Source organism: Streptomyces sp. NPDC002643 (assembly GCF_053592555.1).
Genome location: NZ_JBSFVY010000012.1, coordinates 65463 through 90183, shown reverse-complemented (window position 1 = coordinate 90183; position 24721 = coordinate 65463). Strand labels below are relative to the sequence as shown.

General features: G+C 70.8%; 17 protein-coding genes. 7 read left to right on the top strand and 10 right to left on the bottom strand.

The features are described 5' to 3' along the window. Positions 1-304: 304 nt before the first annotated feature. A complete protein-coding gene (locus tag ACWD4G_RS19705; protein WP_451295023.1) occupies positions 305-1474 on the top strand; it encodes an alpha-hydroxy-acid oxidizing protein in 1170 nt (389 codons plus the stop codon). Positions 1475-1478: 4 nt separating this feature from the next. Here the strand turns inward: ACWD4G_RS19705 and ACWD4G_RS19700 are convergent, their stop codons facing one another. Next, positions 1479-1772: a DUF2218 domain-containing protein gene (locus tag ACWD4G_RS19700; RefSeq protein ID WP_451295021.1), complete on the bottom strand. Its 294-nt coding sequence runs from the start codon at positions 1770-1772 to the stop codon at positions 1479-1481. Between the two features lie 307 nt (positions 1773-2079). On the opposite strand from ACWD4G_RS19700, the gene ACWD4G_RS19695 reads away from it, so the two are divergent. Continuing rightward, positions 2080-5217 carry a S8 family serine peptidase gene (locus ACWD4G_RS19695; RefSeq protein ID WP_451295019.1) on the top strand — a complete coding sequence of 1046 codons (3138 nt, stop codon included), beginning with the start codon at positions 2080-2082 and terminating at the stop codon, positions 5215-5217. 98 nt (positions 5218-5315) lie between these two features. Here the strand turns inward: ACWD4G_RS19695 and ACWD4G_RS19690 are convergent, their stop codons facing one another. Next, on the bottom strand, positions 5316-5963 hold the full coding sequence (locus ACWD4G_RS19690) for a response regulator (protein ID WP_451295362.1): 648 nt from the start codon (positions 5961-5963) through the stop codon (positions 5316-5318). A 44-nt stretch (positions 5964-6007) separates the two neighbouring features. After that, complete coding sequence (locus ACWD4G_RS19685; RefSeq protein ID WP_451295017.1) at positions 6008-7243, bottom strand: sensor histidine kinase; 1236 nt, start codon at positions 7241-7243, stop codon at positions 6008-6010. A 108-nt stretch (positions 7244-7351) separates the two neighbouring features. On the opposite strand from ACWD4G_RS19685, the gene ACWD4G_RS19680 reads away from it, so the two are divergent. Beyond that, positions 7352-8926, top strand: a complete 1575-nt coding sequence (locus tag ACWD4G_RS19680) for a serine hydrolase domain-containing protein (protein ID WP_451295015.1) — start codon at positions 7352-7354, stop codon at positions 8924-8926. Here ACWD4G_RS19680 and ACWD4G_RS19675 read toward each other — a convergent pair. After that, a complete protein-coding gene (locus tag ACWD4G_RS19675) occupies positions 8917-9660 on the bottom strand; it encodes a flavodoxin family protein (protein ID WP_451295013.1) in 744 nt (247 codons plus the stop codon). The genes ACWD4G_RS19680 and ACWD4G_RS19675 overlap by 10 nt on opposite strands. 370 nt (positions 9661-10030) lie before the next feature. Here ACWD4G_RS19675 and dacB point away from each other — a divergent pair, with 370 nt between their 5' ends. Then, positions 10031-11389: a D-alanyl-D-alanine carboxypeptidase/D-alanyl-D-alanine endopeptidase gene (gene dacB / locus ACWD4G_RS19670; RefSeq protein WP_451295011.1), complete on the top strand. Its 1359-nt coding sequence runs from the start codon at positions 10031-10033 to the stop codon at positions 11387-11389. Positions 11390-11590: 201 nt separating this feature from the next. Here dacB and ACWD4G_RS19665 read toward each other — a convergent pair whose 3' ends face one another. Beyond that, positions 11591-12370, bottom strand: a complete 780-nt coding sequence (locus tag ACWD4G_RS19665; protein WP_451295009.1) for an oxidoreductase — start codon at positions 12368-12370, stop codon at positions 11591-11593. A gap of 138 nt (positions 12371-12508) precedes the next feature. On the opposite strand from ACWD4G_RS19665, the gene ACWD4G_RS19660 reads away from it, so the two are divergent. Then, entirely contained in the window at positions 12509-13273 is a 765-nt protein-coding gene (locus ACWD4G_RS19660) for a TetR/AcrR family transcriptional regulator (protein ID WP_451295007.1), read from the top strand. 196 nt (positions 13274-13469) lie between these two features. On the opposite strand, the gene ACWD4G_RS19655 is transcribed toward ACWD4G_RS19660, so the two are convergent. Next, positions 13470-15527, bottom strand: a complete 2058-nt coding sequence (locus tag ACWD4G_RS19655) for a glycoside hydrolase (protein WP_451295005.1) — start codon at positions 15525-15527, stop codon at positions 13470-13472. Between the two features lie 327 nt (positions 15528-15854). On the opposite strand from ACWD4G_RS19655, the gene ACWD4G_RS19650 reads away from it, so the two are divergent. Continuing rightward, positions 15855-16874: a LacI family DNA-binding transcriptional regulator gene (locus tag ACWD4G_RS19650; protein ID WP_451295360.1), complete on the top strand. Its 1020-nt coding sequence runs from the start codon at positions 15855-15857 to the stop codon at positions 16872-16874. A gap of 70 nt (positions 16875-16944) precedes the next feature. Here the strand turns inward: ACWD4G_RS19650 and ACWD4G_RS19645 are convergent, their stop codons facing one another. From ACWD4G_RS19645 to ACWD4G_RS19635, 3 genes are all read right to left on the bottom strand, one after another. Continuing rightward, the gene (locus ACWD4G_RS19645; RefSeq protein ID WP_451295003.1) at positions 16945-18840 is read right to left on the bottom strand and encodes an ABC transporter ATP-binding protein; all 1896 of its coding nucleotides are present in this window, start codon (positions 18838-18840) and stop codon (positions 16945-16947) included. Positions 18841-19161: 321 nt separating this feature from the next. Continuing rightward, positions 19162-20934, bottom strand: coding sequence for an ABC transporter ATP-binding protein (locus ACWD4G_RS19640; protein WP_451295001.1), 1773 nt, complete (start codon positions 20932-20934; stop codon positions 19162-19164). A 291-nt stretch (positions 20935-21225) separates the two neighbouring features. Beyond that, complete coding sequence (locus ACWD4G_RS19635; RefSeq protein WP_451294999.1) at positions 21226-22617, bottom strand: sporulation protein; 1392 nt, start codon at positions 22615-22617, stop codon at positions 21226-21228. A 311-nt stretch (positions 22618-22928) separates the two neighbouring features. Here ACWD4G_RS19635 and ACWD4G_RS19630 point away from each other — a divergent pair, with 311 nt between their 5' ends. Then, on the top strand, positions 22929-23831 hold the full coding sequence (locus ACWD4G_RS19630) for a TauD/TfdA family dioxygenase (protein WP_451294997.1): 903 nt from the start codon (positions 22929-22931) through the stop codon (positions 23829-23831). A 72-nt stretch (positions 23832-23903) separates the two neighbouring features. Here ACWD4G_RS19630 and ACWD4G_RS19625 read toward each other — a convergent pair whose 3' ends face one another. Then, on the bottom strand, positions 23904-24677 hold the full coding sequence (locus tag ACWD4G_RS19625) for a glycosyltransferase family 2 protein (protein WP_451294995.1): 774 nt from the start codon (positions 24675-24677) through the stop codon (positions 23904-23906). Between the last annotated feature and the right edge of the window lie 44 nt (positions 24678-24721).

The window sequence follows — 24721 nt, the reverse complement described above, 5'->3', positions numbered from 1 at the left end:
AGGACACGCCAGACGGCAGGACCTGCTGAGGCCGACAGGACCGGCTCAGACCACGCGGGTCTCGGCGGCGCACTCTGGGATCATCCGCCGCCGAGACCTTCCCCCGCCGCCGTCCCGGCCGGGCGCACCTGCCCCCGAGGTGCCCGGCCGGGACGGCGGCCTTTTCGGTCACCACCGGATCACCCATCCAGGGTGCAGCCATTCAGGGTTCAGCAATTCGCGGTTCAGCCATTCGGGGTGTGGCGCTCCCCCGGCGTTGGCAGCACTCTGCACTTGTCCGGAGTGATTACGGGAAGGGGCAGTCATGGCGTTCGGGGATTTCCAGAACGAGATCTACTTCGAGGGACTGGGCGGGGTCGTACCGCGTTTTCCGATGGCGTACGCGGAGTTGGAGCGGCTGGGGCTGGCCGCGTTGCCGGCGTCGGTGGGCGGATATGTCGCGTGCGGGGCCGGTGACGAGCGGACTCAGCGGGTCAATGTGACCGCGTTCGAGAGGTGGGGGCTGATGCCGCGCATGCTCGTCGGGGCGGCGCGGCGGGAGCTGTCCGTGGAGTTGTTCGGGATGCGGTGGCCGTCGCCGCTGTTCATGGCCCCGGTGGGTGTTCTCGGGCTGTGTACGCAGGACGGGCACGGTGATCTGGCGACCGCCAGGGCCGCCGCGCGGACCGGCGTACCGATGGTCGCCTCCACCCTCAGTGTCGACCCGGTGGAGAAGGTCGTCCCCGAACTCGGCGAAACCCCCGGCCTGTTCCAGCTCTACACCCCCAACGACCGCGAGCTGGCGGAGAGCCTGGTCAAGCGGGCGGAGGCGGCGGGTTTCCGGGCGCTCGTGGTCACCCTGGACACATGGGTGGTCGGCTGGCGCCCGCGCGACCTGGCCGTGAGCAACTTCCCCCAGCTACGCGGTCACTGCCTGGCGAACTACTTCTCCGACCCGGTGTTCCGCTCCCGGCTCGCCGTGCCACCGGAGCAGGACCCGGGCGCGGCGGTCCTGCACTGGACCCAGATCGTCTCCAACCCTCTGACCTGGGACGACCTTCCCTGGCTGCGCTCCCTCACCGACCTCCCCCTCATCCTCAAGGGCATCTGCGACCCCGAGGACGTCCGCCGCGCCAAGGACCACGGGGTGGACGGCGTCTACTGCTCCAACCACGGGGGCCGTCAGGCCAACGGAGGGCTGCCCGCGCTGGACTGTCTCCCCGGCGTCGTGGCCGCCGCCGACGGCGACCTGCCCGTTCTCTTCGACTCCGGCGTCCGCTCCGGCGCGGACGTGGTGAAGGCCCTCGCCCTCGGCGCCACGGCGGTGGGGATCGGCCGCCCGTACGTCTACGGTCTCGCCCTCGGCGGCACCGACGGCGCCGTCCACGTCCTGCGCTCCCTCCTCGCCGAGACCGACCTGATCATGGCGGTCGACGGCTACCCGACCTTGGCGGACCTGACGCCGGAGAGCCTGCGGCCGGTCACGGCCGGCTGAGGGGCTACTCGGCCGGCTCCCCCCACGCGACCGTCAACTCGTTGCGCCGGCCGAAGCGTTCCAGGTGGGAGCCGACCACATCCTGGATGGCGATGAGGGTCGAGGAGTCGGGGGCCGTGACCGTGATGAGGAGGTGGTCGTCCGCGGGGTGGAGGACGACCACCGTCTTGTCGAAGGTCAGACGGTGGGTGCCCTCGGGGGTCTCCTCGACCGGGATCTTGCGGCCGAAGTGCGAGGCGAACTGCTTGGCGTAGCGGGGCGCCGCGTCGGTGGTGACTCGGGCGTGAGAGCTGGGCATGGGGGCCTCCGGGGCATGGGTGCGTTCCGGTCTGCTTCGAATCTACTGCTTCAAATTTGAAGCTCGCCAGTCGACCATAGCGCCGCCTTCAAATTTGAACAACAGGGGACCGGGGGGTGAGGGCAGTCCGGGCAGACGTCGGCCAGCGCCAACTCCGCCCACCTACCGGCGAGTTACACGAACCAGTAACCCAACTCCGTGAAGAAGACGTGGAGTTCCGCAGGTTTCAAGCAGTTCACTCTTCTCACAGACGGCTCATGGGCAACAGGATGGCTGCGGTCTCGGGGGCTTGAAGGAAGGCACCACCTTGTCCCAGCAACATCCCGGCCGGCGACGTCGTCGCGTCAGTCGTGGAGCCGCCTCGTTCCTCGCCCCGGTCCTCGCCGGCGGTCTCCTCATCGCCTACGGCCCACCGGCCCTGGCCGCACCGACGGCCACGCGAGCCGCACCGGCCGACTCGACGTCGTACACCGCCGGTACCTATCTCGTGACGCTCGCCGACGCGCCCGTCGCCACGGCCCCCGGTACCGCGCCCGCGCAGGGCGAGCGGCTGGACACGGGGGACAAGGCGGTGCGCGAGTACGTCGGGCGGCTGAAGCGGGAGCGCGACGACGTGCTCGCCGAGGTGCCGGGCGTCAAGCCGCTGTACGGCTATCAGTACGTGCTCAACGGGTTCGCCGCGAGGTTGACGGCGGGGCAGGCAAAGGAGCTGGCCCGTACGCCGGGCGTCGCCTCGGTCGTACGGAACGAGATCCGGCAGCTGATACCCAGGGCCGACGGCGACACCACGGCCCCCACCACCCCCTCCCCCACCACCGGCACCTCCTCCCCCGCCTCCGCCTCCACCCCAGGCGCTCTCCCCGCCCCCGACACCGCCGAGTTCCTCGGCCTCAAGACAAAGCGCGGGCTGTACTCCAAGTTCCGGGGCGGGCAGCGGAATGCCGGGCAGGGGGTGATCGTCGGGGTCATCGACTCCGGGATCGACACGGCCAGCCCCTCGCTCGCCGCGCTGCCCGAGCCCCGCCCCGACGCCGAGGTCATCGAGAAGAAGTGGAAGGGCAGTTGTGACCCGGGCGAGGCCGCGCCGGGGCAGGTCGTGTGCAACAACAAGGTGATCGGGGCCCAGTACTTCGCCAAGGGGCTCGGGGACACCGGCGAGGACGTCGTGTCCCCGCTCGACTCCAACTCCCACGGCACCCACACCGCCACGACCGCCGCCGGGAACATGGACGTCCCCGCGACCGTGCCGGACACCGGCATCGTCGACGCCCGGATATCCGGTGTGGCGCCGGGCGCGCGTGTCGCCGGGTACAAGGTGTGCTGGGCGGCGGGCTGTTCGACCGCCGACATCGTCGCCGCGTACGACAAGGCCGTGGCCGACGGTGTGGACGTCATCAACTACTCCATGGGCACCGGCGCCGTCGGGTCCACCACCGCCCCCGACCATGTGGCCATGTTCAACGCGGCGAAGGCGGGCGTGTTCATCGCGGCCTCGGCGGGCAACTCCGGCCCCGGTGTCATGGACAACGGCCTCCCCTGGGTGACCACGGTGGCCGCCTCCACCCATGACCTCGGCTACCGCACGACCCTCACCCTCGGCGACGGCACCTCGTACGACGGGGTCGGCGCCGGCGCGAGCGGCCTGCCGTCGGCGCCGCTGGTCGACGGGGCGAAGGCCGCCCGGCAAGGCGTGGACGCCGTCCAGGCCGCCCGCTGCATGGCCGACAGCCTCGACCCGGCGAAGGTCGAGGGCGCCGTGGTGATCTGTGCGCGCGGCGGCAACGGCCGTACCGCCAAGAGCGACGCCGTACGGGCCGCGGGCGGCGCCGACATGGTGCTGTACTACACCGGCGCGGGCGACGAGGCGATCGTCGACGCCCATACGATCCCCGCCAGCTACCTCGACCGTGCCGCGGGGGAGGCCGTGAAGGCGTACGCCGAGAAGGCGGGCGGCGCCGCGACGGCATCGCTCGGCGCTGGGCGGGCCGTTGAGCAGCGGGCGCCGAGGGTCGCCGGGTTCTCGTCGAGTGGCCCGGAGGTGGCGAGCGGCGGTGATCTGCTGAAGCCCGATCTCACCGCGCCCGGCGTGGACGTCGTCGCCGGTACGGTCGCCGGTGGCCATGGGATCTTCAAGGGGCGGCAGGGCGTCATGTCCGGTACGTCGATGTCGGCCCCACACGTGGCCGGGCTCGCCGCGCTGCTGCGGTCGCTGCATCCCGACTGGTCGCCGATGGAGGTCAAGTCGGCGCTGATGACCACCGCGACCACCAAGGACAACGCGGGCAAGGCCATCGCACGTTCCAACACCTCCGCCCCCGCCACCCCGCTCGACTACGGCGCCGGACATGTCGTCCCCAACTCCGCCGACGACCCCGGCCTGGTCTACGACTCCACCTCCGCCGACTGGACCTCGTACATCTGTGCCGTCGGCGGTCGGCCGGTCACCGAGGACAGTGGTGACGGAAGTGACGGCGGTGACGTCTGTGCCGGGGCCCGGAAGATCGACGCGAGCGACTTCAACAACCCGACGATCGCCGTGGGCGACCTCGCCGGGAAGCAGACGGTCACGCGTACGGTGACGAACATCGGGGGCGAGCGGGCCACTTACTCCGCGACGCTCCGGACGCCGCCCGGGTACCGGGCCGAGGTCTCGCCGAAGCGGTTCACCGTGGCGGCGGGCGGGTCGGCGACGTACAAGGTGACGTTCACGCGGACGTCCGCCGCCTACGGCGACTGGTCGTACGGCTCGGTGAGTTGGAGCGACCGGGACGGGCACCGGGTGCGCAGTGCCGTCGCGCTGCGGGCCGCGCCGCTGACCGTGCCGAAGGAGATCGCGGGGCAGGGCTCCACCGGTTCGCTCGCGCTCCCGGCGACGCCCGGCTGGGACGGCACCCTCACCACCACCGTCGACGGGCTGTACGAGGGGACGGTGAAGACGGGCACGCTGACCGGTGCCGCCCCCGACTTCGACCCCGCGCAGTCACCGCTGCCGGAGGCCGTGGCCCGGACCGAGATCACCGTGCCCGAGGGCACCGACCTCGCCCGGATCGCGATCCGCTCCTCCGAGCACCTCGCCGACGGCGACCTCGACCTCTGGGTCCTCGACGAGAACGGCGACCTGCTCTCCGACCCCTCCAGCGGCAACGACGAACACCTCGACCTCACCGAGCCCGGCACGTACACCGTCTACGTCGTCCAGTACCGGCTGCCGCCGGGCACCGACAGCCAGCCGTACACCCTGCACACCTGGCTGATCGGCGACGACACCCGCCCGGACCGCCCGGCCACCGTGAACCCGGCGGAACAGCCGGCGTCCATGGGCACGGCCACCGAGGTGGAGTTGGGCTGGAGCGGGCTCGCGTCCGGCGGTACATACCTCGGGCTGGTCCGGTACGGCGACGGGACGCGGACCGAGGGGACGACGGTGGTGACGGTGACGCCGTAGCGCCCGGGGCGGGCGGCCCATGGGCACAGCTGTGGCCATAGCCGTGGGCCGTGGCCGTGGTCATGCCGGTGGCCATGGCCGTGGGGCCGGCCCGCCCCTCACGCCCGTAGATACGTCAGCACGGCGAGGACCCTGCGGTGGCCCTCGCCGTCGAGGTGGAGTTCGAGTTTCTGCAGGATGTTGCCGATGTGCTTGTTGACGGCGGCCTCGGTGACGTACAGCTCACGGGCGATCTCGGCGTTGGCACGCCCCTCGGCCATGAGGGCGAGCACCTCGCGCTCGCGCGGGGTGAGCCGGGCGAGGGGATCTCGCCGCCGGTTGAGGAGTTGGCGTACGACCTCGGGGTCCACGACCGTCGCCCCGGCCGCCACCTGTACGACCGCGTCGACGAACTCCCCGACCGCGCTCACCCGGTCCTTCAGCAGATAGCCGACCCCGGTGTCACTGCCGAGGTCGAGGAGATGGGCGGCGTAGGACTGCTCGATGTACTGGCTGAGGACGAGGACGGGGAGCGTCGGCCGTTCGCGGCGCAGGGCGACGGCGGCCCGCAACCCGTCGTCGGTGTTGTCCGGCGGCATCCGCACATCGGTGACGACGATGTCGGGCTCGTACTCCCGTACGGCGGCGATCAGTTCGCCCGCGTCCCCGACGGCGGCCGCCACCCGGTGCCCGAAGCGGCCGAGCACCCCGACCAGCCCGTCCCGCATCAGCGGTGAGTCCTCGGCGAGTACGACGGTCAGCGACACGGCAGCCGCGGGGTCTCCGTGTCCGTCTCCGGGTACGGCGGTCGTCAGCGGCATGGCAGCTCCACATGCAGGGAGGTGGGGCCGCCCGGTGGGCTGGACAGGCGGAGGCGGCCGTCGGCGGTGGCGACGCGGTCGGCGAGGCCGATGAGTCCGGTGCCGGTGGTCATGTGGTGTTCGGCGCCGCCGATGCCATTGTCGGTGATCGTGAGGGTGAGGAGGTCGGTGTGGAGCCGGGCGTGGACCTCGGCGCGGTCGGCGCGGCTGTGCTTGACGGCGTTGGTGAGGGCCTCGGCGACGACGAAGTACGCGGTGGTCTCGACCGGGACGGAGAGGCGGCTGGCCGGCAGTCGGATGTCGACCGTGACCGGTAGTACCGAGCGGGCCGCGAGGTTCTCGACGGCCGCCGTCAGGCCGTGGTCGGTCAGGGCCTTCGGATGGACGCCCCGGCTGAGTTCGCGCAACTCGTCTACGGCGAGGGTGACTTGCTCCTGGGCCCGGGCGAGCTGTTCGGCGAGCGGGGAGTCCGGTTCGGTGTCGAGGCGGGCGAGGCCGAGCAGGACGTTGAGGGAGACCAGCCGTTGCTGGGCGCCGTCGTGGAGGTCGCGTTCGATGCGGCGCCGCTCGGCGTCGAAGGCGTCGACCAGCCGGGCGCGTGAGGCGCGGACATCGGTGAGTTCACGGCCGAGTTCGCTGTCGCGGGGCGCGAGCATCAGCCGGGTGACGGCGGCGCGGGCACCGGCCCACGCGGTGACGGTGTAGGGCGCGGCGGCGAGCAGACAGAGGCCCACGACGACGAGGGGCCAGGCGCCGGGGTCGTCGAGGGGCGAGGTCATCACCGTGACGGGGAGCCCCAGGGCGAAGGCGAGCACGAGGAGGTCCATCCACCACAGCGCGGCCGCCGACACCGCCGTGAACCCCAGCTCCCGCCAGGTGGCGGGCTCCCAAAGCCGGGTCCGTACCCATGCGACGGGTCCGGGCCGGTCGGGCCTGCGATGCGGATCGGGTACGGGGTCCAGGTCCACCAGCCGCAGCCGCCACCGCTCGAACCGGGTGACGGCGACCCCGGACAGCGCCACCCCGAGCAGGATCACAGCCCCCACCAGCACCACCAGCCCCACCAGCCCGGCGGCCAGGGCGAGCACGAGGACCACCGTGACGACGGACCCGGACACGACACCGGACAGCAGATAGGCGAGCGACCGCCAGGGCCAGCTGGAACCGAGCACCTTCAACGGGTTCTGGCCCAGCGCCTGCCAGGCGGTGCGATGTCGATGGCGCATCCCCCGACCCTAGCCAGCGGGACACCGCCGGACGGTAGTGCGGGCACTACCTCCGCACTCCCCCGTACGCCAGTGCGCGGGCGGGGTCGGGCCGGTGCACTGGGTGCCATGACCATGAAACTGTTCGACGTACGCGCCGTGTTCGACGCCGGTCGCCGGGGTGCGGGGCGCCGACTGGGCGTCCTGGTGGCGGCGTTCGCCATGACGGCCGCCGTGCCGACGGCCTCGTCGGCGGCCACCGCCGTACCGGCCACGCCCTCGTACGCACTGTCCGCCGAACGCCCCGCGACCCGCCCCACGGCCACCCTCACCTCCGCGTCCATCGACCGCTTCGTACGCGACTACGTGGAGCGGACGCGGCTGCCGGGTGCGGTGGTGGCCGTGACCCGAGGTGACCGGGTCATCCACACGGCGGGGTACGGGCACACCGCGTCCGGCGAGACCATGACGGCCGGTACCCGCGTCCCCGTGGCCTCGCTCTCCAAGGCGATGACCGCGCTGGCCGTGATGCGGCTGGTGGAGGAGGGCGAGGTGGACCTGGACCGGCCGGTGCGGGACTACCTTCCCGAGTTCACGATGGCGGACCGGCGGGCGCGGGACATCACCGTCCGCCAGCTCCTGACCCAGACCTCGGGCATGGCGGACACCACGTACCCGGACCTGACCCGCCCCCAGCCCCACACCCTGAAGCAGGCGGTGGCCGCGATGCGCGGGGCGCGGCTGGACACCGCCCCGGGCGCCCGGTACCGCTACCACAACCCCAACTACTTCGTCGCGGCCCGCCTGGTGGAGGCGGTCGCAGGCCGGCCCTTCGCGGAGCAGATGTCGGCCGGGCTCTTCGAGCCGCTGGGCATGACGCGCACGGCCTCGGTCGACTCGACGACACAGATGCCGGACGGGGCGCGCGGCTATGTCCGGGCGTACGGCACGACGTTCTCGCGCCCCCACCCCCGCTGGTTCACGGCGGGCGGCCATGGTGTGGTCACCACGGCGGACGATCTGGCCCGTTGGCTGATCGTCCAGAACAACGGGGGTGTGAGCGCCGAGGGCCGGCGTATCGCCACCGCGAAGACCATCGAGGCGACGCATACGCCCCCGCGCGCGACGAAGTCCAGTGACTACGCGATGGGCTGGTGGACGGAGCGGCAGGACGACGGCCGCGCCCGGGTCATCCAGCACAGCGGCCAGCTCCTCACCCACAACTCCATGGCGACCCTTCTCCCCGACTCCCGCATCGGTATCGCGGTGGTCACCAACACCGGCCTGATCTCCGGCGACGACGCTGCCCAGCTCACCGACGGCCTGGTCGCCCTGGCCGAGGGCGAGGACCCGGAGGTGGCTGCGCCCTTCTCGATGACGGCCGACTGGTTCCTGGCCGCGCTCACGCTGCTGGCCCTGGCCCTGGGCACGAGAGGAGTCGTACGGGCCCGCCGCTGGGCCGACCGCGAGCCCGGCCGCCCCCGGTGGCGCGCGCTCCTCCGGCTGCTCCCCCACCTCCTCCCGATCCTCCTCCTCTCCCAACTGGCCACCCTCGTGGGCCTGTTGATGAACCGCGTGGGCACGCTCTCCCAGACCGCCTACGCCTGGCCGGCCCTGGTCATCTGCACAGCGGCGGCCGCCCTGGCGTCCACGGCGGTCATCGCGGCACGGGTCCTCGCCCTCTGGCGACGGGTTCAGCGGTAGTCGGGGTTGGGGGCGTCGAGGTGGCAGCCGGCGTCCCATTGCGAGCGCTGGTTGCCGTGGGCGGGGATGCCTCCGGAGCGTTTGAGGAGGGCGGCGAGGTGCATCAGGTTCCAGGTCATGAAGGCGGTGTTGCGGTTGGTGAAGTCGTTCTCCGGGCCGCCGGAGCCGGGGTCGAGATACGACGGCCCGGGACCGGCCGGCCCGATCCAGCCGGCGTCCGCCTGCGGGGGGACCGTGTAGCCGAGATGCTGGAGGCTGTAGAGGACGTTCATCGCGCAGTGCTTCACCCCGTCCTCGTTGCCGGTGATCAGACAACCGCCGACGCGGCCGTAATAGGCGTACTGCCCCTGGGGGTTGAGGAGGGCGGAGCAGCCGTACAGCCGCTCGATGACCTTCTTCGTCACCGAGCTGTTGTCGCCGAGCCAGATCGGCCCGGCCAGCACGAGGATGTCGGCGGCCATCACCCGCTCGTACAGCCCCGGCCACGCGTCGACGGCGAAGCCGTGTTCGGTCATGTCCGGATAGACACCGGGAGCGATCTCGTGATCGACGGCTCTGATCACTTCCGTACGCACTCCGCGCCCGTCCATGATCGCCCGGCTTCTGTCGATGAGCCCCTGGGTGTGGCTGAGTCGGGGGGAGGGTTTGAGGGTGCAGTTGACGTAGAGGGCGGTGAGGTCGTCGAAGCGGTACGGCTCGCCGGGCGACGGGGACGGTGAGGGCGACGCTGCCATGGGGGCTCCCTTGCTCTGCGGGTTCGGGCCAGCGTCTCGCGGGCGATCCGTCGGTTCGCGACGCAACGCCCGAGGCGTAAACCCTGGAATGGCCCCCGGACGGCCCTCGGAGGTCCAACCTCTCGCCCCACCCGCCCGGCCCTGGCGTCACCCAAACCCACCCAAACCCCTGGAACCCCTGGAACTCCTCGAACCCCTGGAACCCGTACGCCCCTAGAACCCCTCTACCACCAGGTAAACCCCTAGCGCCAAGCCTTCACAAAATACCCATCAGTAGCACGGGACGCTCCTGTTACTTTCATTTTCAAGATTGCTGTAGAGCGCCCAGCCATCCGCCCCCCACCCGCGCCACCGCGCACCGAGGTACCCCATGCTCCATCTGCCCACCGCCGCCCGCCCCGCCGGCCGGCACCGCAAGGCCAAGCCGGCGAATCCCTCGCTGCGTCGCATGGCCGTGCTCGCGGTGACCGCGCCGGTCGCGGGAACGATCCTGGCGGCGCCGTCCGCCTTCGCCGCCGACAAGGCCGTGTCGAAGACGGCGGCGAAGACCGTCTCCCAGGGCGACGTCACCGAACTGAACGCCGCCGAACAGCAGATCGCGGACAATCTGAACACCCGCAGCCAGGACACCCGTCTCGGCAGCAGCCTCAGCGGTGTCGTGATCGACGCCAAGTCCGACAAGGTCGTCTGGGGCCACAACGCGACGACCGCGCTGATGCCGGCCTCCAACACCAAACTCGCCACCGCGACCGCCGCCCTGACGGTGCTGGGCCCGAACCACCGGTTCACCACGAAGGTCGTGTACGGCGACGGCACGCTCACCCTCGTCGGCGGCGGCGACCGCAGCCTCACCACCGACGACCTCGACGCGCTCGCCAAGACCGCCGTCGCGGGCCTGAAGAGCGCGGGCCTGACCTCGGTGAAGGTCCGCATCGACGACAGCCTGTTCCCCGAGCCGACGCTCGCCACCGGCTGGAACACCGGCTACTACCCGGACTCCGTCGCCCCCGTACGCGCCCTCGTCGTCGACTCCCACAACGTCGACGACACCTCCCTCGACGCCGGCGGTGTGTTCGCCAAGCTCCTCGCCGAGCGCGGCGTCACGGTCGACGGCGACGTCACCCGGGGTGTCGTCGGCAAGGGGTACGTACCCGTCGCCACGCACACCTCCGACAAGCTGTCGACCCTGGTCAAGCACATGCTCAAGGTGAGCGACAACGACGACGCCGAGACCCTGCTGAGGATGACCGCGCTCGGCGCCGGCCGCTCGGCCACCTTCGAGGACGGCACCGCCGTCGTACGCGAGGTCCTCACCCGGTACGGCGTCTCCCTCGACAACTTCGCGATCCACGACGGCAGCGGGCTGTCCCGCTCCAACGCGATCCCGGCGCAGACCATCGCGGACATCCTCGACCTCGCCGCCGATCCGCGCCACGCGCAGACGCTGAAGTACATCGTGGACGGGCTGCCCGTCTCGGGCGAGGCGGGCGCCACGCTCGGCCCGGAGTGGGGCCGCTTCGACACCGCCGACTCGTCCTGCGCCGTGGGCCAGGTCAAGGCCAAGACCGGCACCCTCACCGGCGCCATCGCCCTCAGCGGCCTCACCAAGGCCGCCGACGGCAACTGGAAGGTGTTCTCCTTCATCGAGAACGGCTCCACCGCCAACCCGAACGACATCAAGGACGCGCTCGACGGCTTGGCCGCCACGGTCAACGGGTGCTGGGCGTAGGCCCGTCCGCTGGGCGGGCCACGGCTGGCGGGCAAAGCCCCGTCCGCTGGGCGTAGGCCCGTCCGCCAGACGAGCCCCCCTCTGCCGGGCGTAGCCCCGTCCGACCCGGTCGGGCCGCCCCGGCCGGGCTGATGGCGCCTCTCCGTTCCAGCCGGGCCGGCGGCGGCGCGCCCCCGTCAGTCCGTCTTGCTTGCCTCTGCTTCAGACCGTCTTGATCGTGCCGCCGTCGATGACGTAGTCGGCGCCGGTGATGTTGCCGGCCACGTCGGACAGGAGGAACGCGATCAGGGCCGCCACCTCCTCGGCTTCGGCCATGCGGCCGGTCGTGACGTTCTGGCTCTTCGCCATCTGCTGGACGAATTCGGCAAGGCTCATGCCGGCCGCGGTGGCCCACTGGGCGACCTGGCCGTCGGGGTCCTGGTAGACGGAGGTGCGGACCAGACCGGGCGACACGGTGTTCACGCGTACGCCCCGGGGGCCGAACTCCTCGGCCAGGGACTTGCCGAGCGCGTTGAGCGCCGCCTTGGCCGAACTCATGGCGACCGGGAAGCCTCCGGGCATCCGGCCGAGTATGGACGAGACGTTGACGATCGCGCCCTGACGTTCGATCAGGCTGGGCAGGGCGGCGCGGGTCGCGCGGACGGTGCTGAGCAGGTTGATGTCGAACGCGCTGGTCCACTCGGCGTCATCGGCATCGAGGAAGCCGACGGTCGCGCTGTCGCCGCCTCCCACGTTGTTCACCAGCAGGTCGATGCCGCCCAGTTCGGCGAGCGCGCTGTCGAAGAGGGCGGAGACCCCTTCCGGGGTGCTCAGGTCGGCCGACACCGCGTACGCGCCGGTCTCCTTCAGCTCCGGCGTGATGGTGCGGGCGGCGCCCACGACACGGACGCCTTCGCCGACCAGGGTCCGCACGGTGGCGAGTCCGATACCGCGGCCGGCACCGGTGACGACGGCTGTCTTGGCGGTCAGGTTGAGGTTCACGACACTCCAAAAGTTTGCCCACAGCGGCTACGTACCGTTCCGGACCCACGTTAGACCACAGTTGTCGGTTTTCCAACAGTTAACGAAAACCATACATCCGTTGGATATTTTGCCACCGAAGGAGGTAGGCTCTGGAAGATGGCCATGACCAAGAGCAGTGGCGCCCTGTCGGGCGATCGACGCGTGCGGCGCACCCGGGCGGCCCTGCAGCGCGCCCTGATCGACCTCGTCGAGGAGCGGGACCTGGCGCACATCAGCGTCGCCGACGTCGTCGAGCGGGCCGATGTGAACCGCTCGACGTTCTACGCCCACTACCAGGACGTACACGAACTGGCCGAGGCCGCCTGCACCTCGATGATCGACGACCTGATCGGGGTGGTCCTCACCCTCGACCCGGCCCTGCCGATCCCGCCAGATCCGTCAGACGCACCCAGCTCCTCGGGCGACCAGGGCCCTTCGGAAGCTCCCGGCCCCGCAGGGGATCACGGCCCTGCCGAAGATCCCGACCCGCCGCTGACGGCCTTCTTCGCGCACTTCGCCGAGCACGCCGGGCTCTACCGCAGCCTGCTCGGCCCGACGGGAAGCGCCCGCGTCATCGAGCACGTACGCCTGCGCACCACGGCGGCCGCCCACTCCTCCGGGCAACTGCCCGACACGAACGCCGCGCCGCCGCCGGACACCGCGTCCCCGTCCGACCGCCAGTCCGGCACGCCGTCCGACCTCCGGTCCGGCACCTCGTCCGACGTCCCGTCCGGCATCCCGCACGACGTCCCCGCGGCCTTCGTCGCCGGCGCGCTCCTCGGTGTGGCCACCGACTGGCTGCGGCGCGGATGCCCGGGCACACCGGCCGAGTTGACCATCCTGACCAAGCCACTCCTGCGGAGGCTGTCGGCGGGCGGCTGAGCGCCGCGCGACTCCTGACGCCTTGGCTCGCCCCTGTCGGCACCCACACCAACACCAACGCCCCCGGCCCGGCCGCGCGTTCACGGTGATCGGGCCGGGGGCGCTCCCGGGCGTAGCTCAGGCCGGTGGCCCTACGGCGTGATCGTAGCCGCAGCCACAGCCACAGCCGTCAAGCTCTCGACCGGTGTCACCTCCGTCAGCCCTCCGCCGGTGTCACATCCGTCAGCTTCCAGCGCTGGTTGGAGCCCGAGTTGGGTGTCCAGACGCCCACGCCCGCGCCCTCGTTCGTCGACTGGCCGTAGACGTCCGGGAGTTGGCCGGTGCCGGCGTTGACGAGGGTCCAGGTGCTGTCGCCGGTGGTGGAGAGAATCCACTGGGCGGCGGTGTCGGGGCGGCCCTCGGCGGCCTCGGCGACCAGCGAACCGTCACGGATGGCGAGGCGCTTGCCCTCGGTGGCGTTGGTGAGGACGTACCGGGAGCGGTTGTCGGCGGCGTCGCGGCCGACGCGGTCCAGCGTCCACTGCTGGCCCCCGTTGGCGGCGGACTTGATGACCAGGCTCTTGCCGTCGGCGCCGATGCTGAGGTCCTTGCCGCTCTGGACGCCGGTCAGCCGGTAGGTGTGCTCGTCCTGCAGTTCGGCCTGGTCCTTGGCGACGCCGGAGACGCCCTTCACGAGGAAGGTGGTCACGGACTGGGCGGGGACCGTGATGGTCGCCTGCTTGTCGCTGACCCGGATCGGGCTCTGCTTGATCAGCTTGCCGGCGGCGTCGGTCACCACCGGGGTGACGGTGGCGTGGGACGAGACCTTGCCGAACTTCGACAGGTCGAGGGTGACGTCACGCGCGGCGGTGGTGCTGTTGACGTGGACGACGGTCGCCTTGTCGCCCTTCTTCGCGACCGCGGCCGTGCTGGAGGTGTCGTCCGTCTTGATCAGACGGTCGCCCGGCTTGATGTAGTGCGTGAAGTTGCGGGCGGTGTCGAACTTGGTGTTGGTGTAGATCGGGCAGGATTCGAGGGTGTCCTCGGACGTGCAGCTGAACGGGAGCTGGATCTCACCCCAGTTGCCGCCCTTGGCGGACTCACCGCCCGGCTTCATGTTGTCGTAGTCCTCGACCGGCTGCCAGAACACCCAGGCGGAGGGCTCCAGTTCGCGCAGGTCGTCGACCATGCGCTGGGCGAGACCGAGACCGGGCCGCATATCGGTGAAGCTCTGCCCGTCGCCCCAGTCGCCCTCGACCTCGCTCATCCACAGCGGCTTGTCGGCGGCCTTGGCGAGGTCGCGGACGGTGGTGCGCTGGCCGGTGCCGTAGGTGTGGACGTTCATCTGGCCGACGAGGTCGCGCACTTCCTGGGGGTACGAGTTCCAGTTGGTGGCGAAGGTGCCGGGGTTGGTCTCGTCCATCGCGGAGATCTCCGCGTGCGTACGGGAGTCCTCCAGGACCGGGCCGAGCGCCTTGATGACCTTCTGCTGGAGCTCGGGCCCGATGTGGGCGCCCTCCTGACGGCCGCCGACCGGCTCACCGTCCTCGCCCAGCCGCGTACCCCAGTAGTTGGTGTTCGGCTCGTTGAACGGGTCGAGGGTGTCGACCTTGATGCCGTGCGCCTTCTCCAGCCGCTCGGTGGCGCCCACCAGATACTTGGCGAAGTCCTCGACCGACTCCTCCTTCAGCTGGTCCTTCGAGGAGTCGAAGCCGCCGGAGACATAGCCGCTGACCGTCATGAACCACGGCGGGGAGTTGCTGAAGGTCTCCCAGTGGGTGATGTCCTTCTTGATGCGGTCGACCCACCAGCGCTGGGTGGCGTCGGCGTTGTCGTTCCAGTCGGCCTCGTCGTCGGCGCTCCACCAGTCGACGTCCTCGCGGGTCGTCCCCTCCGGCGCCTTCCACCAGCCCTCGACCGCACCGCCGGCCCGGAGGTAGTCCTTGACGTCGGGGGCGTTGCCGCCGCCGATGTTGTAACGGGCGATGTTGAGATTGAGCCCGTCCTTCCCGAAGACCAGCCGGGCGAGCTTCTCCCGTACGTCCTTGGGGTAATCACCGGTCGCGTTGGCGAACCACACCAGGCTGGTGCCCCAGCCCTCGAACTGCTGCTCCGCCTTGTACGAGGGGTCCGGCCGGACCGTGACCGAGGCGTTCGCGGCGGCGGTGTCGGCGTACGCGATCGGCAGGGAGGTGGTGGCCATGGCGGTCCCGGTGGCGAGAGCGGTGACGCCGATGGCTCCGAGGAGCCGTCTCGTGCGGGTGCGGTGTGCCATCTCGGTTACTCCAACTCTTCCGCGTGCCGCGCGTCCCATCGCGACACGAAAGATCGGGGCGTTGCTCGGGTTCTGCTCGGGCTCTGCTTTGGTCCTGCTCTGTTTTTGTTCGGTTTTGATGCGATCTCGTATGGTTCGGCGCCGCTTCAGGGCCGTAATGTTTACGTAAACATCTCTCGCCGGGATGTCTACACTGTCCGAATCTCGGCGGTCAAGAGGTCGGTTCTGGCCGAAGGTGTGTGGAGTGGTGGGCCGATGAAGGGTGACCGCAATGGGGACGGTCGTACGACGAGACGCACCGCGTCCCGGCCGCGGCAGGGCCCGTCCATGGGCGACGTGGCGCGGCTGGCCGGGGTATCGGCGCAGACCGTCTCCCGCGTCTCCAACGGCTTCCCCGGAGTGACCGAGGAGACCCGGCAGCATGTGCTCGCCGCGATGCGGGAGTTGGGCTACCGGCCCAACAGCGCGGCCCGGGCGCTGCGCCGGGGCGAGTTCCGCACGCTCGGCGTGATCACGTTCTCCCTCTCCACGATGGGCAACATCCGCACCCTCGACGCCATCGCCACCTCCGCCGCCCGCGAGGGCTACGCCGTCACCCTCCTCCCCGTCGCCGTCCCCACCCAGGACGAGGTGAACGGCGCGTTCTCACGCCTCGGCGAACTGGCGGTCGACGCCGTGATCGTCATCCTGGAGACCCACCTCCTGGACGCGGCGACGGTCTCGCTGCCGCCGGGCGTGCCGGTCGTGGTCGCCGACTCGGACGCGGGCGACCGCTACACCGTCGTGGACACCGACCAGGCGGGCGGCGCCCGCGAGGCCGTACGGCACCTGCTGGACCTCGGCCACGCGACGGTCTGGCATCTGGCCGGCCCCGAGGACTCCTTCGCCGCCCAACGCCGCGCCAACGCCTGGCGGGAAACGCTCACCGAGGCCGGACTGACCCCTCCGCCCCTGGTACGCGGCGACTGGTCGGCGGACTCGGGCTACCGGGCGGGCCTGGGACTGGCCGACGAACCGTCCTGCACGGCCGTCTTCACCGCGAACGACCAGATGGCCCTGGGCCTGCTGCGGGCCCTGCACGAACGCGGCCGCCACGTCCCGGACGACGTGAGCGTCATCGGCTTCGACGACATCCCGGAGACGTCGTCCTTCCTGCCCCCGCTCACCACGATCCACCAGGACTTCGCGGAGGTGGGGCGGTTGTGTGTGGAGGGGGTGCTGGGACAGATGCGCGGGGAGACCGCCGGACACGAACCCGCCGGTCATGAAACCGTCGCGCACGGCACCACACTGGTCCCGACCCGGCTCGTTCGGCGGCACAGCACGGCACCGCCTCCGGGCCGCTAGACCGACTCACGGTCAACACCCGTTGTCGTCGGCACCGGAGTCCTGTCCGTGTCCCAAGGCAGAGGACCCCTCATTCTGGGATGCCCTCCTGCAGCCTGTGGAGTTCGGCGAACAGTCCTCCAGGGCGCTCAAGCAGTTCGTGATAGGTGCCGGTTTCGGTGATTCGGCCGCCCGACATGACGATGATCCGGTCGGCGATGCGGCAGTTGGCGAGGCGGTGGGTGATGACCAGTGCGGTGCGCCCGGCGGCGAGTCGGCGGAAGTGGTCGAACACCTGGCGCTCGGCGCGTGCGTCGAGCGCGGCTGTGGGCTCGTCCAGGATGTGCACGGCTGCCTGAGCGTGGAACGATCGGGCGAGTGCGATGCGCTGCCACTGGCCGCCGGAGAGGTCGTGTCCACCCCACCAGGAGCGCGCGAGTGAGGTGTCCAGGCCGTTGGGGAGGCGGTCCAGGACGTGATCGGCTCCGCCTGCGCGGGCGGCCTCGTGGACGGCATGGTCGCCCTGGGGATTCGGGGTGCCGAGGGTGATATTCTCCCGCGCGGTCAGCGGCCAGCGGGTGTACTCCTGAGGGGTCATGGCGACATGCCGCCACACTTCGGCCGACGGGACCTCGACCACGTTCACCCCGTCCCAGGTCACTTCTCCGGCGTTGGGCAGATACAAGCCGGTGAGGAGATGGACCAGCGTGGTCTTGCCCGAGCCGTTCTCTCCGACGAGGGCGACGATCTCTCCTCGCTTGAGGTCCAGGTCGACTTGGTCGACGGCGGGCCGATCGCCGCCGGGGTAGGAGAAGGTCAGGCCGCGGGCGCTGATGACGTCCGGGCCGCTGTCGGGCAGGAGGCGGGTGCCCCGGTGGGTACGGTGGCGGGCCGCCTCGTCGAGGAAGTCCGCCCAGTCGTCCAGGTAGAGGCCAGTGCGGAAGACGCGGGCCGATGCCCGGGTCAGCGTGGTCAGGGACGCCGTCGCGGTGCGCAGCGCGAACAGGGCGGTGCCGGCGGCCGCCGCTTCCAGGTGTCCGGCGGCGACCAGTCCGGCGAGCGCGGCGAACGTGGTGAGGAGCACGAGCGCTGATACGGCGTCTCCCGCGAGTTGGACGCGCAGGCCGCGCACCGCGGCTGCCAACGCCTCGTTCTCCAGCCGGTCGGAGACCTGTCGGTAGCGGATGGACAGGAAGCGGCCCATGCCGGCGACGCGGATCTCGGCCGCGGTGTTGCGGTCGGTGCTGTAGCCGCGCAGGGTCGCGCGCAGACGGCTGTCGGAGCGGGCGGCGGTGGCTGCCGAGTGTTCCAGGCGTGCGGCCCGCAGGGAGGCGTACGCGCGGGGCGCGGCGGTGAGCAGCAGCAGGCCCATGAGGAGCGGGTCAAGGGTGGCGACCACGGCGGTGACGGCGATCAGCTGGGCGAGGACGGAGACGGCGCTCTGGATGTCCAGGATGAGGTCGCGGGCCGACTCGGCGCCCTTGCCCGCTGCTTCGAGCCGGTCCTCGAAGCCGGGGTGTTCGTAGGCGATCAGCTCGGCCGAGGCCGCCGCGTCAAGGACGCGCAGGTCGGCTTCTCTGAAGACGCGGGGGCTGAGGCGGGCCGCGGCTGTCCGGGCGGCGGTGTCGGCGAGCGCGGACCCGGCGAACGCGCCGGCCACCCACGCCGCCGGTGCCATGGCGTCGGGCAGGACGGGACCGACAGGTTCGCCCCGGCCGTAGACGGCGGCTGCTTCCAGGACCACGGCGATCAGGGTGGTGGTCGTGGTGAGGGCAAGCGCGGCCAGGGCGGCGGCTGTGATCTGGGCGGCGAGCATGCCGATCAGGGCGCGGCGGTCGGTGTGCCAGGCCAGACGTACGGCGCGGGCGAGGACGGTGGGCAGGCGGCGGGCGGTGGCGGCCAGGCCCAAGGTGCCTTCGCGTTGGTCGTCGACGTACCGCATGACCGGCGCGGGGCCGACAGCGGCGGACAAGGGGTCTGCGGTCACGGGTCTGGTGTAGAGGCCCCTACGGACCCGGAGCACAGGTTTTTGCGGTTCACCTGCCGCAGATGGGCAGGTGAACCGAGGGGTAGGTCAGTTCCACGCCCGGCAATTCACCCTTGTGAGTGAATAAAAGGTGCGGAGGTGACGCCGGTCCACGGGCGGCGCGGGTCGTCGGCGTCCCGCCCGGACAGACCGAACGCTCCATGTCCGGGAACCCACACCCAGGCGTGCGCCTCGTTCGGCATGCGCCGCGCCCGAGGACCGAGGTCGGACAGTGGGTTGGGGGAACGTGCCAGGTACCCCGGGCGCTCTGATCAGCGGTTTTCACCGGTCCTGGGAAAGCTTGTACAGCTCGGCGAACAGGCCCGCCCTATGGAGCAGGGATTCGAACGTCCCCGTCTCCACGATTCGGCCGCCGTCGAGGACGACGATGCGGTCCGCGATGCGGGCGTTCTCCAGGTTGTGGGTCACGAACACGGCGGCCTTGCCCTCTGCGAGCTCCTTGAACCGGCGGATCACCAGGTGCTCGGCGCGGGGGTCCATCGCGGACGTGGGTTCGTCGAGCATCAGCACGGCGGCGTCGCGGTAAAACGCGCGGGCGACCGCGATGCGCTGCCACTGCCCGCCGGACAGGTCGGTGCCGCCCCAGTTGGAGCCGGCGACCAGGGTGTCGAGCCCGTACGGGGCCTTGTCGATGACGCTGTCCGCGCCGGCCGCGCGCGCGGCTTGGAGCAGCGGGGTGTCGTCGTCGGCGCGGGGCCGGCCGAGGTGGATGTTGGCGCGCAGGTCCATGGGCCAGCGGGTGTAGTCCTGCGGCACAAGCCCGACCTTCGACCACACGCTCGTCGGTTCGGCCTCGGCCAGGTTGATTCCATCCCAGGTCACCGTGCCGGAGCCGGGCAGGTACAAGCCGGTGAGGAGGCGGGAGAGGGTGGTCTTGCCGGAGCCGTTCTCGCCGACCAGGGCGATCAGTTCGCCCTGGCGCAGGGTGAGGCTGACGCCGTCGACCGCCGGGGCGTCGGCGCCCGGGTAGGCGTACGTGACGTCTCTCGCCTTGATCTCGGCGGGAGCCCCGGCCGGGATCGCCTCGGTGCCGCGCTCGGCACACAGGGCCTTCGCACGGCGCAGGAAGCTCTGCCAGTCCTCCAGATAGAGACTGGTGCGGAAGGTGCGGGCGGCTGCCATCACCAGCGAGGTCAGCGCCCCGGTCGACGTCCGTACGGCGACCACGGCGGTCGCGGCGACCGCGAGGTCCATCCGCCCGGTCGCGGCGAGCCATCCGAGCGCCGCCCAGGTCGCGGCGAGCATGAGCCCGCCGACTGCGGAACCGGCCAGGGTGACCCGCAGCACGCGGGGGGCCACCGCCCGGTGGGTGGCCTTGATCCGGTCGGTGATCTCCCGGTACCAGGTCGTCAGGAAACCGGACATGGTGGCGGCGCGGACCTCGGCGGCGGTGCGACGGTCGGTGGAGTAGTACCGCAGCAGGTAGCGCAGGTGGTTGTCGGAGATGTTCTGGAAGTCGGCGCGGTGCTTGATGCGCGCGGTGGTCACCGCGGCGGCGCCCTTGGGCACGACGGCGAGCAGGAGCAGCGGGAGAAGAAGCGGGTGCAACACCGTCAGCACCGAGGCGGCGGCGACGAGTTGGGCGAGTGCGGAGACCATGCCCTGGGCGTCGCCGATCAGGTCCTCGGTGGCCTCCGCGCCCTTGCCCGCGGCCTGGAGGCGGTCGGTGAAGCCGGGCCGGTCGTACGCCTCCAGCTCCACCTGCGGGGCGACTGCGAGGATCTGGAGGTCGGCCTCGGTGGCGACCTCGGGGGCCAGGCGCGCGGCGGCGTAGACCGCGAACGCGTCGGCCCCGGCCCGTACGGCGGTGGCCAGGCCGGCGACGACGAGCGCGGGCGTCGCGGCCGTCACGCGCGCGGCGACGTCCCCGCCGCTGAACAGGTGATTCATCGCGCCGGGCAGGGCGGCGAGGGCAACGGCGGCGGAGGCCGCGACGACGAGCTGGCACAGGCCCAGCCACAGCATCGCGGGCCGATCGGCGGCCCAGCCGAGCCGCACAGCGGCGGCGAGGGTACGGGGGAGGCGGGCGGCCATCCGCTACCACGTGGCACTCGCGATGTCCTCGGCGTGCGGGTCGGCGCGGAAGCCGACCTGCTGCACCGGTGCGGCGGGGGCTTTCGGGGCGGGTGAGGAGTCGGTCACCCGCCCCATCCTTGCGGGGTCGGCGGGGCGGACGGAGTCGATTGCGCCGAAGTCGCCCGGCCGTTGGAGGAGGCGTCTACAGGGCCCGCAGGGCCATTTCTCATTCGCCCAGCATTGCGCACCCCACCGACAATGCCTTGCCCCAAGGGACGGGAGACCGGAGGAGTGGGGCGGCCTCGTGCGTCAGGCCGCGATACCGAGTTCCGTACGGGTCCGCTGGACGAATTCACGGACGGTCTTCTCACGCCGCCAAGGGGCAAGAGCGGTGTTGAATTCGCGGACGTAGTCCTGGGCGCGGGTGGACTGGACGCGGGCGAGGATGTCGACGGACCGGTGGCCCATGGCCAAGCCATGGGCCAGGTCACGTGCCTGAAGGTGGGCCGTCCCGACGATGGCGAGGCGCATGCCAACGGATCGGGTGAAAGCCCCGGGTGCCATGGCTGCGGCTTGCTTGTTCCAGGCGAGGGCCGCCTTGGGGTTCTTCAGGTCGCGGAAGATCTCGGTGGCGTCCGCAGAGAGGCGGGAATGCGAGTAAAAGTCGATCCAGGCGGGTTCGTCGCCGCTGTGGGTCCTGGCCTGGTCAAGGAGGTGCTCCGATGCGGCCAGGGCACGCGAGGCAGCCCGGGGAGCGTTGTCGCGGGCGTGCGCGCGGGCCTCGATGAGCTTGGTGAACGCCAGCACCCTAGGCGCTGCTTGACCTTTGGCGCGGTTGAAGGCGCCCTGGGCCATGTCCACAGCCTCGGACGAGAACCCGCGCATGAGGGACTGCATGGCCATGGTCGTCAGGATGTAGCAGCCGAGCTGCACATCGCCGCCGGCGCGGGCGAGGCTCAGGGCCTGGATGAAGTGCCGCTGGGCAGCATCGTGTTGACCGACGTCGAACGCCGTCCAGCCGGCGAGTCGGGACAACTCGGCCGTCACCGAGAACAGTTCACGCCCGATCCCGTCGGAGAACGTGCCCTGTAGCAGCGGAGCGGCGCGGTGGTCGAGGCATGCGGTGACGGAGTTGGCTTTCCAGTTCCCGCCGCCGTACTTGGAGTCCCAGCGCCTCGCGTCATGGGCGGCCTCGCGGAGTTCGGCGAGGTCAGCGCGACCGACCTGCTTCCCGCCCTGGCGATCAGGGTTCTCATCACCGGGGGCAACGAGCCATCGGGTAACGGGGGTGGTGAAGGCGGAGGCGGCAAAGCCGGGTCCGGCCAGAAAGTCGCGGCGGTTCACGGAGCTCCAGAACGAAGTGGCGGCGCGCACGGCGTCGGCGGGGTCTCGCGGGTAATCCAAGCCCGCCGAGGCATCGATTGTCTCCGCCTCGCCCATACCCATCTCGCTCAGCGTTACGGGTCGTCCCAGACGCTCGCTGATGGCCTGCGCCAACAGCTTCGGGACCGGCCATTTCGGCGTCATTCCACGGCGCGCCCAGTTCGCCACGGAAGTGTGCGAGTAGTCCCTGTCCAACCCGGCCTGGTGCGCCAGTTGGTTGACGCGCAGGGCCAGGGAGTTGTGGCTCGCACCGCAGGCTTCGATGAGCCGGGCCAGGTCCGCGTTGGGTGGACGGGTCCGGCGAACGGTCGATGCCACGTCCTTCCCCCTTGCCAGTCGTCCGTGCTTCCGCGTGCCGGGTCACCGAGGGTATTGCCGTGCGGGCTCGTAGTGAACCGCGGCTGCGAGTTGTGAGCCCCCTTGTGGGCCCTCCCCTCGATCCGTCCGGACGGCTGTGATGGGAGCCCAGGTCGCCGTCGGCGGGAAGTCCCCGGCGGGACCGCCGCCGCGCCTCCTGGCCGCAGGATCTTCGACGGATCGAGCGGGCTTCTCCGCGTGAGCGTGGGGCGCCCGAACGACAGCGGCACCTGAAGGACACCCCCGAAAACCCAAGAGACAGGAAGCTCCGCGTGTTCATCGACATCCCGTGCGAACTCGAAGCCGCTCTGATCGACCTTCCTCTCCCGACGTGGAAACTGGATGGCTCGTTCCTGGCGACCTCCGTCATGGAGCTGTACCGGACCGAGCTGACGGCCGCCCCGCGGTTCGAGGAGACCGCCGAGACACTGCGCCACGCGCTGACCGGTGAGGGCGGCGGATACGCCGTGCTGCGTCTGGGAAGCCTTGCCAAGGCGCTGGGGACCGACGACGACCGGTTTCTGCGGCTGGCGATGGGCTTCGCGGCCGAGGTGGCCGTCCCCTTCTCGCCTTTCCCTCGGTGGCCCCTCTGGAAGGACATCGGGGTCAAGGTCGACAAAGACCCCGGCAAGTCCAGCGGCATCGGGTACAACGCGTTCCACATGGACCTGGTGAACGGGACCCTGCCCCCGGACTACACCACGCTCCTGTGCGTCCGCCCAGACCCGCTCGGCGGCGGCCCCAGCATCCTCTCCGACGCCCACGCGGCGGTAGCGCGACTGTCAGAGGGCAGCCGCGCCCTGCTCTCCGAGTCGGCCTACCATTACGGGACCTTCTTCGACCTGTTCGGCGTGGGTGAGGAGTACAAGCCGTTTCCGATCCTGGACGGCTCCGACCCGGGCGAGGGGTTCGTCCGGTTCACCGCCAAGATGCTGGAGAGGTCGGAACTCGGCCAGGCGCACGCCGACGCCGCCAGGGAACTCGCAGAGGAACTCGTCCGCGGGCAGGTCTCCTTCATGCTCCACCCCGGGGACTACCTCATCGTGAACCAACGCCGCTTCCTGCACGGTCGGGAGGCACTCCACAGCGGCCAGGAGAGCATCCCGGTCGCCGACCGCCGGTTGCTCCTCCAGCTGTTCCTGCGCGCGCCGACCGACGCCGACTCGGCCGCGTAGCCGACCGACGGCACCGGTGCCCCACCGAGTCCCGCCCCCGGGTCCAGCCCCCGAGCGAGCCCGTGCACAGACCTAGATGCGTGAGTTGCGCAGCGACTGCCACACAGCACCGGCCAGCGCCCGCGTCGAACGCGGGACCGACAGATGCTCGTGCTCGCGGTACAGGGCCCAGTTGTATTGCACGAGCGACAGCTTGTTGGAGGACAGCGATCCCGCCTGATGGGCCCGGTACACCGCAAGCGGCTCAGCCAGGCCCCGGGCATCCGCACCGTCCCGCATGATCGACAGCCAGAGGGCGTAGTCCTGGCGCTTGCGCATCTCCGGCATAAGCCTCGTGCCCAGGAGATTGCGGTCGTACATGGCGGTGAGAGCACCGATGTGGTCCTGGACCAGCATCGCGCGGTAGTCCACGTGCTCCCGCGCCCGGATCACCCGCCCGTTCGGGACCCAGTCGGTGCTCTCACCGTCGTGGTCGGCGTCCATCTTGAAGTACGAGGTGAACGTCAAAGGCGCAGTGGCCTCCGCAGCGAAGGCGAGCTGCTTCTCGGTCTTCTCCGGAAGCCACATGTCGTCGCTGTCGAGAAAGGCGATGTAGTCCCCACGGGCCCGCTCGATCGCGAGGTTGCGGGCCCGGCCCGCACCGCCTTGGTCGGGTGCAGACTCCGGCAGGACGCGCTCGTCCTGCTCGGCGAACTCGCGGAGCAGGTCCATGGAGCCATCGGAGGACTGGTCGTCGGTGACCAGCAGCTCCAGGTCGCTGTGGGTCTGCGTGAGCACCGATCGGACGGCTGCGCCGAGGGTGGCTGCCGAGTTGTACACGGGCATCACGACGGACACCAGGGGCACAGCGCTTCTCCTTGCCGGACCAGGAACGACGGTCCATTCAAGCA

Excerpts from the sequence above, each read along its gene's own strand:
- ACWD4G_RS19650 (WP_451295360.1), top strand. The coding sequence starts at position 15,855 with ATGGGCGACGTGGCGCGGCTGGCCGGGGTATCGGCGCAGACCGTCTCC.
- ACWD4G_RS19675 (WP_451295013.1), bottom strand. The coding sequence starts at position 9,660 with ATGGCAGCGTCGCCCTCACCGTCCCCGTCGCCCGGCGAGCCGTACCGC.
- ACWD4G_RS19640 (WP_451295001.1), bottom strand. The coding sequence starts at position 20,934 with ATGGCCGCCCGCCTCCCCCGTACCCTCGCCGCCGCTGTGCGGCTCGGC.
- ACWD4G_RS19685 (WP_451295017.1), bottom strand. The coding sequence starts at position 7,243 with ATGCGCCATCGACATCGCACCGCCTGGCAGGCGCTGGGCCAGAACCCG.
- ACWD4G_RS19660 (WP_451295007.1), top strand. The coding sequence starts at position 12,509 with ATGGCCATGACCAAGAGCAGTGGCGCCCTGTCGGGCGATCGACGCGTG.
- ACWD4G_RS19705 (WP_451295023.1), top strand. The coding sequence starts at position 305 with ATGGCGTTCGGGGATTTCCAGAACGAGATCTACTTCGAGGGACTGGGC.
- ACWD4G_RS19655 (WP_451295005.1), bottom strand. The coding sequence starts at position 15,527 with ATGGCACACCGCACCCGCACGAGACGGCTCCTCGGAGCCATCGGCGTC.
- ACWD4G_RS19700 (WP_451295021.1), bottom strand. The coding sequence starts at position 1,772 with ATGCCCAGCTCTCACGCCCGAGTCACCACCGACGCGGCGCCCCGCTAC.
- ACWD4G_RS19680 (WP_451295015.1), top strand. The coding sequence starts at position 7,352 with ATGACCATGAAACTGTTCGACGTACGCGCCGTGTTCGACGCCGGTCGC.
- dacB (WP_451295011.1), top strand. The coding sequence starts at position 10,031 with ATGCTCCATCTGCCCACCGCCGCCCGCCCCGCCGGCCGGCACCGCAAG.